This window comes from Clostridium sp. Marseille-P2415 (assembly GCF_900155545.1).
In the GTDB taxonomy this organism is placed as follows: Bacteria; Bacillota; Clostridia; order Lachnospirales; family Lachnospiraceae; genus Lacrimispora.
This window is the reverse complement of record NZ_LT732526.1, coordinates 673766-686107: the sequence shown is the minus strand read 5'-3', so window position 1 is coordinate 686107 and position 12342 is coordinate 673766. Positions and strand designations below refer to the sequence as shown.

Annotated in this window: 15 protein-coding genes; 3 read left to right on the top strand and 12 right to left on the bottom strand. The window is 42.1% G+C overall.

What is annotated here, in order from left to right; all coding sequences use genetic code 11:
* Positions 1 to 13: 13 nt before the first annotated feature.
* The 7 genes from argS to BQ9856_RS08100 form a co-directional block, all read right to left on the bottom strand.
* Positions 14 to 1783 (bottom strand): arginine--tRNA ligase, encoded by a 1770-nt coding sequence (argS, locus tag BQ9856_RS08135; protein WP_077610580.1) that lies wholly within the window; start codon positions 1781 to 1783, stop codon positions 14 to 16.
* 68 nt (positions 1784 to 1851) lie between these two features.
* Positions 1852 to 3186, bottom strand: a complete 1335-nt coding sequence (locus BQ9856_RS08130) for a replication-associated recombination protein A (RefSeq protein WP_077613301.1) — start codon at positions 3184 to 3186, stop codon at positions 1852 to 1854.
* Positions 3187 to 3443: 257 nt separating this feature from the next.
* Positions 3444 to 4001, bottom strand: coding sequence for an elongation factor P (gene efp / locus BQ9856_RS08125; protein WP_077610579.1), 558 nt, complete (start codon positions 3999 to 4001; stop codon positions 3444 to 3446).
* Between the two features lie 112 nt (positions 4002 to 4113).
* Positions 4114 to 4542, bottom strand: a complete 429-nt coding sequence (gene aroQ, locus BQ9856_RS08120) for a type II 3-dehydroquinate dehydratase (RefSeq protein ID WP_077610578.1) — start codon at positions 4540 to 4542, stop codon at positions 4114 to 4116.
* Between the two features lie 167 nt (positions 4543 to 4709).
* On the bottom strand, positions 4710 to 5240 hold the full coding sequence (locus tag BQ9856_RS08110) for a YqeG family HAD IIIA-type phosphatase (RefSeq protein ID WP_077610576.1): 531 nt from the start codon (positions 5238 to 5240) through the stop codon (positions 4710 to 4712).
* Between the two features lie 7 nt (positions 5241 to 5247).
* Positions 5248 to 5700 carry a transcriptional regulator NrdR gene (gene nrdR, locus BQ9856_RS08105; RefSeq protein ID WP_077610575.1) on the bottom strand — a complete coding sequence of 151 codons (453 nt, stop codon included), beginning with the start codon at positions 5698 to 5700 and terminating at the stop codon, positions 5248 to 5250.
* 85 nt (positions 5701 to 5785) lie between these two features.
* The gene (locus BQ9856_RS08100; protein ID WP_442855578.1) at positions 5786 to 6037 is read right to left on the bottom strand and encodes a PRC-barrel domain-containing protein; all 252 of its coding nucleotides are present in this window, start codon (positions 6035 to 6037) and stop codon (positions 5786 to 5788) included.
* 514 nt (positions 6038 to 6551) lie between these two features.
* On the opposite strand from BQ9856_RS08100, the gene BQ9856_RS08095 reads away from it, so the two are divergent.
* Both BQ9856_RS08095 and BQ9856_RS24180 read left to right on the top strand, forming a co-directional pair.
* Positions 6552 to 7556, top strand: a complete 1005-nt coding sequence (locus BQ9856_RS08095; protein WP_077610573.1) for a hypothetical protein — start codon at positions 6552 to 6554, stop codon at positions 7554 to 7556.
* A 199-nt stretch (positions 7557 to 7755) separates the two neighbouring features.
* Entirely contained in the window at positions 7756 to 8172 is a 417-nt protein-coding gene (locus tag BQ9856_RS24180) for a hypothetical protein (protein ID WP_139348673.1), read from the top strand.
* Between the two features lie 119 nt (positions 8173 to 8291).
* Here the strand turns inward: BQ9856_RS24180 and BQ9856_RS08085 are convergent, their stop codons facing one another.
* The 3 genes from BQ9856_RS08085 to BQ9856_RS24800 all read right to left on the bottom strand — a co-directional run bounded on the left by BQ9856_RS08085 (position 8292) and on the right by BQ9856_RS24800 (position 9039).
* Entirely contained in the window at positions 8292 to 8519 is a 228-nt protein-coding gene (locus BQ9856_RS08085) for a hypothetical protein (protein WP_077610572.1), read from the bottom strand.
* Positions 8509 to 8709, bottom strand: coding sequence for a hypothetical protein (locus BQ9856_RS08080; RefSeq protein ID WP_077610571.1), 201 nt, complete (start codon positions 8707 to 8709; stop codon positions 8509 to 8511). Before BQ9856_RS08080 ends, BQ9856_RS08085 begins: the two co-directional genes overlap by 11 nt.
* Positions 8710 to 8877: 168 nt before the next feature.
* Entirely contained in the window at positions 8878 to 9039 is a 162-nt protein-coding gene (locus tag BQ9856_RS24800) for a hypothetical protein (protein WP_200801278.1), read from the bottom strand.
* 246 nt (positions 9040 to 9285) lie between these two features.
* On the opposite strand from BQ9856_RS24800, the gene BQ9856_RS08075 reads away from it, so the two are divergent.
* The gene (locus tag BQ9856_RS08075) at positions 9286 to 10851 is read left to right on the top strand and encodes a recombinase family protein (protein ID WP_077610570.1); all 1566 of its coding nucleotides are present in this window, start codon (positions 9286 to 9288) and stop codon (positions 10849 to 10851) included.
* A gap of 110 nt (positions 10852 to 10961) precedes the next feature.
* On the opposite strand, the gene BQ9856_RS08070 is transcribed toward BQ9856_RS08075, so the two are convergent.
* Both BQ9856_RS08070 and BQ9856_RS24795 read right to left on the bottom strand, forming a co-directional pair.
* Complete coding sequence (locus BQ9856_RS08070; protein WP_077610569.1) at positions 10962 to 11786, bottom strand: DUF975 family protein; 825 nt, start codon at positions 11784 to 11786, stop codon at positions 10962 to 10964.
* On the bottom strand, positions 11786 to 12208 hold the full coding sequence (locus BQ9856_RS24795; protein ID WP_077610568.1) for a DUF4190 domain-containing protein: 423 nt from the start codon (positions 12206 to 12208) through the stop codon (positions 11786 to 11788). Before BQ9856_RS24795 ends, BQ9856_RS08070 begins: the two co-directional genes overlap by 1 nt.
* Positions 12209 to 12342 lie beyond the last annotated feature (134 nt).

Genomic DNA, 12342 nt, shown 5'->3' with positions numbered 1-12342 from the left:
ATCCGTTCACCATTTACATTCGTTCCGGTGCCTCAATTCCCAGTACATGAATGCAGCAGTTCAGCACATCCTTGACAAGACTGATCAAACGGATCCAGGATGCCCGCTGTTTTTTATCCTGTTCGGTTATAATCTTTGTATCATGATAGAACCGGTTGAATGCATTGGCCAGCTCATAAATATACTGGCAGATTTTATGTGGCGCAAGCTCAGCAAAGCTCGTCTCCATGATTTCATTGTATCTGGAAAGCTGCAGCATCAGGTCTTTTTCTGCATCGGATGCGGCGGAAAGAATCTGCTCCTTTTCCTGATCTTTGTCTTCAAGGCTCTGGTATTTTGCCAGAATGGACTTGATGCGTACAATGGTATAAAGGATATAAGGGCCGGTATTTCCCTCAAAGGATACAAAACGGTCCATATCGAATACATAATCCTTAGAAGCCTGATTGGACAGATCGCCATACTTTAAGGCCGCCATACCCACGATCCTGGAAGTCGCTCTTGCTTCATCCTCGGAAACGGTCCGGTTCTCCATGATTTTTTCATAGGCTGCCTGGCTGATATCCGAAATCAGGGTTTCCAGACGCATGACTCCGCCTTCCCTTGTCTTAAAGGGCTTTCCGTCTTTTCCGTTCATGGTGCCAAAACAGAGATGGGACATCTTCTTGTCCTGCGGGACAATGCCCGCCTTTTTCGCCACACGGAATACCTGAATGAAGTGCAGTTCCTGGCGTTTATCCGTGATGTAAATATACCAGTCCGGTTTTAAATCCTTTTCCCTCTCAATAATGGTCCCCAGATCAGAGGTAGAGTAAAGTGCAGCGCCATCTGATTTTCTTACAATGCATGGAGGAAGTTCCTTGGAATCACTTTCTTCTGAAATATCCACAACAAGTGCCCCCTGGCTCTCATATGCAAGGCCTTTGTCCTCCAGCTCTTGAATCAGGCCCGGGATATAGGCTTCCGCATCGCTTTCCCCTTTCCACAAATCAAAGGAAATGTTCAGATTTTCATAATTCTTTTTTAAATCAGCGACTGAAACTTTAATGATATGCTGCCAGACCGCCCGGTAAGGCCGGTAGCCGTTCTGGAGCTTTAAGGTAGCCTCGTGAGCCCTTACACTGAATGCCTCATCTGCTTTGGCTTTTGAACTGGCTGCCGGATAGATCTCCTCCAATTCACTGATGGTAAAAGGCGCTTCCTCCGGATACTCCCCTTCATAGGACTCATCAAAATAAGCCAGATCCGGCTTTCTGTCCTTCAGTTCTTCAATGATTAACCCCATCTGAAGGCCCCAGTCTCCCAGATGAACGTCTCCGGTCACCCGATGGCCCAGAAAACGGCCCATTCTTTTGATGCTCTCGCCGATAATTGCAGAACGGAGATGCCCTACATGCAGCGGTTTCGCTACATTGGCTCCGCCGTAATCCACGATGATCGTAATGGGGTTCCCGGTCTTTTCACATCCGCACTGCTCCCCGTCAGCCATGCCGTTCAAATATTCCGCCAGATAATCTGCGCCCAGCTTTAAATTGATAAAGCCCGGCATCACGGCATTTACCGCAGCAAATATATGGCTGCCGGAAAGCTTCTCCACCACTTCCGACGCAATATCAAAGGGTTTCTTTTTATAAGCCTTGGCTGCCGCCATAGCCCCGTTGCACTGATACTCGCAAAGATCCGGGCGGTTGGATAAGGTTACCTTTGCATAGGCTTCGTCGTACCCGCAGACCGCAAATGCTGCTTTCATCTCTGCCGTAATCAAATCAAGAATCTTCTTCATCGGTTCCTGGTCTCCTTTTTCTATTCCAGATATTTCTAAGCTAAATACTAATTATATTACAAGTAATGTTAAAAATCAAATTTTTTATGGTCTCTCCGCCATTCTTTTATTTCTTTCAGGCGCTTATAAGCCCTGTCCTCCTGACCTTCCTCTGTGGGCTTATAATATTCCCTGTCCTTTAGAGAGTCCGGCAGACACTGCATTGCGGCAATCTTATCTTCTGTCCCGTGGGCATACTGATAACCTTCGCCGTAATGAAGCTCCTTCATAAGACCGGTAGGCGCATTCCGGATCACAAGAGGCACCGGCTCCGCCAGGGTATGAAGCGCATCCTCTTTACACATCTCATAAGCACGGTAAGCTGAATTGGATTTGGGAGCCATGGATAAATAAATGACTGTATGAGCCAGATTCACATTGCATTCCGGCATCCCGTTAAAATGACTGGCCTGATAAGCGGACACAGCCACAGTAAGCGCCTGGCTGTCTGCCATTCCGATATCCTCGCTGGCAAACCGGATCAGCCGCCTGGCTACATAAAGAGGATCCTCCCCCGCTTCCAGCATCCGGGCCAGCCAGTAAAGGGCGGCATCCGGATCGCTGTTCCGCATGGATTTGTGAAGAGCCGATATGAGATTATAATGTTCCTCTCCGTTTTTATCATACAACAAAGATTTCCGGCTTAAGCACTGCTCCAGCACCGCTTTTGTTACCGTTGTTTCCTTTGCGCTTATCTCACCGTTTAGAACCGCCATTTCCAGCGTATTAAGAGCAGTTCTGGCATCGCCGTTTGCGAACTGGGCAATGGCCTTTAAACTGTCCTCTTCTATACCGATTTTCTGGTCTCCCAATCCATCCGGGCTTTCCAGGGCATGGTGCAGCAGTTCCACCAAATCCTCCGAAGAGAGGGCCTGAAGGACGAATACCTTGCATCTGGAAAGCAATGCGGCATTAATCTCAAAAGAAGGATTCTCAGTCGTGGCGCCAATGAGGATAATGCTTCCTTTTTCTACATAGGGGAGAAATGCATCCTGCTGCGCTTTGTTAAAACGGTGTATCTCGTCCACAAATACCAGGGTGTTAAGACCCGTGCGGCGGTCTCTCTCCGCCTGTGCCATGACTTCTTTAATTTCCCGGATTCCGCTGGTTACAGCGCTGAAATCAACAAAGGAAGCTTTTGTCCGGCCTGCGATGATCCTGGCCAGAGTCGTCTTCCCCACCCCCGGCGGCCCCCAGAATATCATGGAGCAGATGCGGTCCTGGTCAATCATCTGCTTTAAGACCCGGCCCTCGCCTAAAAGGTGTTTCTGGCCAACGAACTCATTCATATTTTTAGGCCGCAGCCTGCTGGCTAACGGGCCGGCGCCCGCCTGTATCTGGTCAAACATAGACAGCTGTTCCATCATTGCTCCGACTCTCCCTTCTTTTCTTTATAATAGCAAAAAAGACCGGGCAGCCCGGTCCTTTTCCTTCCTGAGTCAAACGGATATTCGCAATCCGCTTCGCTACTTGCTCACAGCGTGCCCCGCTCCATCGGGCATAACCGAATAGCAGCTATCGCTGCTTGTCAGGTGGAGCTTATACTCCACCTGACACAAGCAAGTCCCCACCCACCACTTAATGCTTTTCGTATTTGAAGCGGGGGACTTACTTGATTCGGTTAAACTCTGGACAGGTATTCACCTGTACGTGTATCAATCTTAATCTTATCACCCTGTTCAACGAATAAAGGAACATATACCACTGCACCGGTCTCAACGGTAGCCGGCTTGGTAGCGCCCTGAGCGGTATCACCCTTGAATCCAGGCTCCGTATCTGTGATCACGAGCTCCACAAATAACGGTGGTTCCACGGAATATACCTTGCCGTTGTAAGAGCAAACCTTAACTGATTCATTCTCTTTTACAAACTTTAATGCATCGCCGATCACCTCCGGGCTCAAAGCCATCTGCTCGTAGGTATTCGTATCCATAAAGTTATGAAGATCTCCATCGGCATACAGATACTGCATGTCTACTCTGTCGATTCTTGCCTGTGGGAACTTTTCTGTCGGGCGGAATGTGCGCTCTACAACGCCGCCGTTTACCACATCTTTAATCTTAGTTCTTACGAACGCGGCACCCTTTCCAGGTTTTACATGCTGGAACTCCATAATCTGATATACAGTACCATCGATCTCCAATGTGATACCGTTTCTAAAATCACCCGCTGATATCATAAATGATATTCCTCCTTGAATTTCTCTTCTTAACCTTTTATATTCTATACTATAATAAATGCATTTTCAACAGTTTTTTGCAAATAACTCCTTTTTCTTTGATCCCAAAGGACTACCTGCCTGTCAGAAAGTCCATCGCCAGAGCATAGCCCTTCAGCCCCAGACCAACCACCTGTCCGGTACAAACAGGTGCAGTCACCGACACATGGCGGAATTCCTCCCTTTTATGGACATTGGATATGTGGACTTCAATTTTCGGTATTTCAACGGAGCTCAAAGCATCCCTTAGGGCATAGCTGTAATGGGTAAAAGCCCCGGGATTAATGATGATCCCTTCCGTTCCGTCGTGATAAGCTTCCTGAATCTTATCTATGAGTCCGCCTTCATAATTGCTTTGACAGACCTCCAGCTCATGTCCTTCCCGCTGCGCTTTTTCTTTCAGCATTTCAACCAGAGAGCTGTAATCCTCTGTTCCATAGATTCCTTTTTCACGGATTCCCAAAAAATTCAGATTTGGTCCGTTCAGCACAAGAATTTTCATATCCTTACTCCCGCCTCTCTTTCCGTTCGTGAATCACGGATTTCCTTTGTAATTTCCTGTATATTTCCGAATATGCAGTTTCCATTCCATTATTTCCGGTTAAATCAGCTTGTCCGGATCTTCTCAGCCATATTATACCCTTAAAGCTGCCTTTTACCCGCTTGAAGTTACTCCCGGTTTCCAAGCTTATCACTTTTGTTTTTCTTATCCCTGTGATAAAAATATAACACGACCGCTTCCAGAAACCGCTTAAATACGATTTGGATTTCCTCCTTCGGATGGATCGGCCTTACGAGGATGTTGTGGATTCCCGCCCGCTTGGCTCCAAAAACATCCGTAAAGAGCTGATCCCCCACAAAAACCGTCTGCCCGGCAGCCGTTCCCATTAATTCCATGGCCCTCCGGTAGCCTTTTATTCCGGGCTTATTCCCCTTATAAATATAATGGGAACTGCCAACAGCCCGGGCAAAGGAAGCTACCCTCGGCTCTTTGTTGTTGGAAAGAAGGCAGGTTTCCATACCAAGCTTCCTTAATCGCAAAAACAGTCTCTTTGCCCTTGCATCCGCAGGCGCGCCGTGGGGAACTAAAGTATTGTCTATATCAAAAATCACGCCCCTGATTCCATTATCATGCAATTTCTCAAAGGGTATCTCATACGTGGAAACCACATCTTCATCCGGATAAAATGTCTCAAACATAGATCTCCTACTTCTTTAATAATTTTCCTATTTCTTCCATAAACGTATTCACATCTTTAAATTCCCGGTATACGGAAGCAAAGCGGACATAGGCCACCTCATCCACTTCCTGCAGTTTTTTCATGACAAGCTCTCCGATCACGGTACTTTCCACTTCCCTCTCCTCACGGTTAAAAACCTGAGTTTCTATCTCATCTACCATAGAGTCGATCTGCTGGGATGATACCGGCCGCTTATGGCAGGAATGAAGAATTCCTGATTCTATCTTGGAACGGTCATAAACCTCTCTGGAATTATCTTTTTTAATTACCATGAGTGGCATGGTCTCCAGCTTCTCATAAGTAGTAAAACGCTTTCCGCACTTCTCACACTGTCTGCGGCGTCTGATGGAGCTGTTGTCATCTGCCGGCCTGGAATCAATGACCTTTGTATCTGCTTCGTTGCAAAATGGACATTTCACGCCTCTGATCCTCCTGTCTTACGGACTGTAATTTCATTATGTATATCATAACTTACAATCCGCAGATTCGCAACCCCATCCACTACTATATTCCGCATTTTTCCGTTGCTTTATCCAAATCCACATTCACCAGAATGATATCCGGTCCTACCTGACGTATGTCACAGAAGGGGATCACATATTCCCTCTCTCTGACCAGAAATCCGCAGAAGCACCCGGGTCCGGGCACAATGATTGCCAGAAGGCATCCGGTTTCCATGTCAAAGTCCACATCACCAACGTAGCCAAGGCGCCTGCAGTCGCAGATGTTTATTACTTCTTTTTGCTTGAGATCAATAATACTAAAGTGATATCAGTAAAAATCCATTATTTTATACTAATCAAATGCAAATTTTGGCACTTAACATGTATAATTTTAGCACTTGTATTGATTTTTACATTTTGTAGTACTACTATTATTTTAAAAGTACATGTTTATTTAAGTATTTTATACAGCATTTTGCCTAATTCCGTAAGATATGAAGATGTACAAGCTGCAGGTGTAAAGCACATGCAATGTGCGGAAGTACCCCGCAGCAGATTACAACATTGTGTCTTTGATAAATAGATTCCCATTATATACCATAAGAGGACTTGCTTTAGATACTTTTTTATAATTATTTCAAAAAGTCGCGGAAAGGAGGGAGAGGTATGGATAAAATCAAATAAAAAAGAGTGTACTTCAAGTAATTACTAAAGTAGCAGAGGTCGAGTCAAATGTAATTTATTCCGGCTGGCCACCACCGTGTATGGGATTTATCAACCCAAGAAACTAAAACGTAACACCCAAATGTAGAAAGGAGAAATATGCTATGAAACTTAGAAAAATTTTATGTTTAGCTTTAGTAGGGACTATGATTTTTTCAATGCCTGTATTTGCAGCAGAATGTACAGAAGGTGGAAATGTTATTAATATTGTAAATGAAGATGCAGATTCCATTTTATTTAAAAATTTGACTGGAACTGAAAACGTTGCGGATTGCAGTGACTTTGTATCAGTAGATACTTTAAAGGGAAAGTTTAACATGGAATTTAATGCTGACGAGGCAATGGCATTGGCTTCAAGTGGAGATAAATATGAACCTAATAATTCCATAGCAACAGCAACGGGTGGTCTTATGGGGCAAAAGATTACTGCAACGATCCATGAAGGAGATGTAGATTGGTATAAGCTTGAAATATTAGATACTTCTGAGCCATATTCATTCGTACTTATGAATATTCCCTCTGGCTGCGATTATGATATGGCACTGTTTAACAGTGATTTAACTGGTGCATATTATAATTTTCAGGCTGGAAATACTGCTGAGGAATTTTATATCAATATTAATCAGACAGGTACATACTATTTAGCTGTTCAGCCGAATACAGGTTACAGTGATTATCCATATACTCTTTATTTTGGTCCGGCCTTTAAAAATGGTGACACAGGATGGAGAGATCCGGGATTAAGCTTTAACTTTGGATATGTTCCTCTGGGGAATGACTATGATACTTATGTTCCATCACAGTATTACGACCTGACAAATGATTCAACTATTCCAAATGGTTCTGTAATGACAACCTTAGATATGACAGCAGATGGAAATGGTGCTTACTGGATTGGTTTTTTCAAATATATTAAAGAACCATCAGGTTATGGAATGGAACAAATTGGAAATCTCGATAGGTTTGTTGTCCCTGATATGGCTTATTATGTGAAGCAGAATTGGGAAATATTTGGTAAAATAAGACATAGCAATTACTTTGTTTGGGAACCGAGAATACTTATCGGATATAAATTTATTGTTACACCTCAAACAATGGTATATGTTTAAGGCAATTGAGTTCCTACATGCCCAGAGCAAATGGGAACAAACGGCTGTATGTTTTTTATGGAGAAGCGTCAGGAGTCTTATGAAAACATCATGAGCGAAACGGGGATCCTGTACCGGCTGAATCGCTCCATACAGTTTTCCGGTTAATATATAATTAAACAGCGGCATCTATTACATAATTAATAAGGAGGCGATTGTGTTGAAAAAAAGAAGAATATTTTCAATTTTATTATGTGCAATATTAGTTCTAGTACTATCTATTTCTGCTTCTGCTTCTACTTCTACGCAAAGAACCATATATGAAAAGGCGCAAAATATTAATAGTCGGTCTTTAAATATAACTCCATCCTTTGTATTATATTCAGACTGTCTATCTTATAGTTTTGCTATTCTTTTTGCCACCCCAGCTACTAATGATTATACCAGTACAATAACCTTACAAAAATATGTCAATGGTAGATGGACTACTATAGATTCTAGGACTACTATAGGTTCAACGAGTATAAATTCATCTTTTACAAATTTAGAGCCCAGCGCAACTTATCGTGTTATAGAAACTACAGCTAATCCGCTAAAAGAAACAGCCTATCTCTTACTTTACGAAACAATTTTCTGACATAATGGTAGATGACATCCCCTATGTAAGTAATAAATACATGGGGGATTCATTTAAAAAATCAACTGCCAGCCCTTAAGTATTAATAATCTTTATAAATTTCTCCTCTGTTCCCAGCGTCAATGACAATTACCACCAATCCCCCATTCTTCTTTACATTCTCCAAGACTGTATGTTTTATCCTTTTCCGGATCATGATCGTTTAGATAATTTTGATACATTTTTTCACAGAAAATATCGTCCGCTTCTTCATCTGCTGTTATGCCCTGGATATATGCCAGCACATAGCCCATTTTATACTCCGGGACTTGGTTCAATAGCTCTATCGCTCTTTCTCTATTGCTCATTGTTATTCCCCTCTCTTTCTAATCTCTCCAGGTCATCTATAACCAATTCGGATATATAAGAATTACAACTTTTACCCGTAATTTCTCTAATCCGTTCTTTACTACCTTTGGGTAAGTTTACCGCTATTCTGTCAAATTTATTATTGTAATTCTGTATTGCCTTCTTAGTGTATTCTGGTGTTGCTCCCACATTTTCACCGCCTTATATAAACTTTTATATATTCAAACCAATAAAGAGTCAATATTCAATTATATTACGTCCTTATATATTCAACTTTTATAAGTTGTAATTTAACCATAGTAAGGAACACGAAACAAGTAATAATCGAAAGGTAGCTTGTCCAGCATGTCCGCCATATCAGGCGGTTCCTATCTGGTTATCCATGAGTTGTCTTTCCAATGCTCGAGATACAATTTTCCCAGCATTTTCAAGTATTTCCTTCTTCCTAGTTTCATCGACAAGGTAATCATCATGAATTTCAATTGTACAATTGTCGAACTTGTATTCCTTTACTTTCATATAGCACCTCTTAAAAGATCCTCTAATTGATACTATGTAATACGGTTTGTACTTGTTTCTAATCTTCCCTTTTTAGTTGACACGTTCATTCGCGCGTTTGCACTAACCTTGCTTACGCTATACGCTCAATAACATTATGGTAAGTGAGGGGAAAAGAATAGAAAAAAACGCGTTCTTGGTGCACCCGGTCAATGGGTGTTATTTTTATGCCCTGTTTTACGTACATTTAACAAGGAGATGATATAATTGGCACTAGACCCCAATGGAAAATATTATATGTATTTACGCAAGTCACGTGAAGATGTAGAAGCGGAGGCACATGGAGAAGGTGAAACCCTGGCTAGACATGAGAACCGTTTAAAGGAACTCGCCGAGCACTTGGGAATAAATATTTCCAAAATTTATCGTGAAGTTGTATCTGGCGAAACTATTGCTGCAAGGCCGGAAATGATGCGTTTGCTTACCGATATCGAAAACAACCGGCCAGATGGTATTCTGGTCGTAGAACTGGAACGTTTAGCCCGTGGAGATACCAGGGATCAGGGACTCATTATGGAGACTTTTAAATACGGTAATACAAAAATAATCACTCCTATGAAAACCTTCGATCCCAATAATGAATTTGATGAAGAGTATGCTGAATTCGGCCTCTTCATGAGCCGGCGCGAATATAAAACAATTTGCCGGCGACTGCGAGACGGAAAATATAATACAGCAAAAGAAGGAAAATGGCCATGGGGAAAAGCTCCATATGGATATGAACGTTATAAACTCAAAGATCAAAAAGGCTATAGTCTTAAAATAGTCCCCGAAGAAGCTGAAATAGTTCGTTTGATTTACGCTATGTATACTATAGGAACCCCGGAAACCAATAATAAACCTATTAGCGCTACAGCTATTGGTAAAGCCCTCGATAAACTGCGCATAAAGCCGCGGTTTAGCGAAACATGGGCTCATAACGTAATACGTGACATATTGCTTAATCATACTTATATTGGCGAAATACCGGCTGGTAAACGTAAGATCGTAAAGATTATGGTAAATGGAAATGTCAAAAATTCTACACCAGTCAATAAAGATTGTGATTACTTTCCCGCTTTACATGAACCGATCATCGATAAAGAAATCTTTGATCTGGCGCAAAAAGTTTTTAATTCCCGTTCCAAGGCTCCAATTTGGCTGAATGGCACAATCAAAAATCCTCTTGCCGGGTTACTTAAATGCCGGCAATGCGGATATACAATGATTCGACGTCCTATTAGTGGAAGGATTAAACAAGAGTTATTTCTATGTAAGAAATGTGATATGCCCGGAGCTGCTGCTGAAGATGTGATGGAAAAGCTGCTAATAGCTTTAAAAGAATGGCTTGCCGATTATCGCATATCAATTTCTACCTCTCAACTTACAGTCATAGGAACGGCTGTTACACAAGCCAAGATAAAAGAGACTATATCTTGTATAGATAAATGCCAAAAATGGTTAGACAAGGCATATGAAGCGTTTGAGAAAGGGATTTATGATGCAGATACACTCAAAGATCGGGCAGAAAAGATAAAATATGAATTAAACCTATCACAGAATGCTCTTAACGACTTACTTGAACAGAAAAAAAGCCAGGAAGAATTTAAGACAAGAAGACAATCATTAATTCCAAAGGTAGAATTTTTACTTGATAATTATAACAATTTAACCCCAGAAGAACAAAATATTTTATTGAAGGAGGTTTTGGAAAAAATCGAATACTCTAAAGAAAAACGTGGAACTAAAAAAGAGATCCCCGAATTCCACCTTAAAATATACCCCAAGATTTAGCATGTCAATTACTGATATCATCTTAGTATCTATTCAGAAATGCGCATAGATACACCTCCTATCCTCCTTAGTGTATTCTATGCGCATACAAACCGTGTGACACGTTTCAATCATTGATTTTCCGGATTCCGCATTGTTTCAAACGAACGGTCCTCATATCTGTCATAGGACTTTGGCTCATAACGGGCTTTTAAATCCAGATAAAACTCGGTTAATGTACACTGGACATAAGGCGAAATCCAAAGAAAACCGATGCCGAAAGAGCAATATCCCAGCACAATGATTCCAAAAAAGCTCAAGTAAAGATAGAAAAGACTTCCCTTATAGTCCTTCATCATATCCGCGCTTTTCCGAAAGCTTGCAAAAACCTTCTTATCCGGCGATTCAATAAGAATGAACATGGACTGGGACAGGAACAGCATGGTAAATAAGGCACCGAAAAGCCACAGCAGATACATAAGCACCGTCAGCACGGTCATGACCGGTATGAAGTCAGTAATGATGGAAACAGCAAAAACCACGAAATAAGGAATTCCCCAGACGATCCTAATCAAAATGGTCATAAAATAAAACCCTAAAAACTTATGAGGCTTATTCTGGAACGCATAAAGCAGGTCTGAGACCCGGGCCGGCTGGCCCGTACATAAATTTAAATAAATCCTGCTGATTCCCGGCGTCAAAAGACCGACCAGAGAGAGCATCACCACGTATGCGAAAAAAGCCGCTCCACGGAAGATTATAAATGTTGCTTTTCCATTTCCACTTGTAAAAAAAGAAGCTTTTGCAAGTTCCAGAGAAAATACAGCTCCGAAATAAATCAGCACAATGGTAAACACAACAGCATACACAATAAACATTGTACCAATGCATAAGCCATATCTGCCCTTTAATGTTTGTTTGGCACGCCGTTTCAGTTCCGATGACGGAGTCTTCATCAAAATACACCTCCTGACTGCAGACCTTCAACCATAATGAAAACCCCAAAAGCAATGGCCACCAAAACAACCATCACCAAAGCGACAGATGATGTGATAAGACCTGCCTTTGCATACCCTTCAAACCTGTCCTCTGTCCTTGAAAGCAACGCAAATAAAATTCCCAGGCTTCCGAAAATCAATCCCCCATAGCAACAGCAGGCTGTGACGATCCCAATAATTCCCATGATCAGAGAAGCAAGTGCCATATTGCTCTGGGGAGACTTCTTAGGCTGCTGATAAACGGTATTGTAATTCCAATCCCTTTTTTCCTGTAAGGAACCATGCTCAGACCCTTCCACAGGACTTAAGGAGTCCGGCCGGACCTCGTTATCTAAATCAGTGGAAGGACCGCTGTAATCCTTATGATCATCCTGATCCATTCAGTATCATCTCCCTTTTTTGTCATAATATAGCGATTATACAATATTTTCCACCATCTGTAAAATTAAGATTTTCTGTCATAAATCCTGAAACGCTGAAAAACCGCTGCAAAAGCAACGCAATGTGCTTTAGC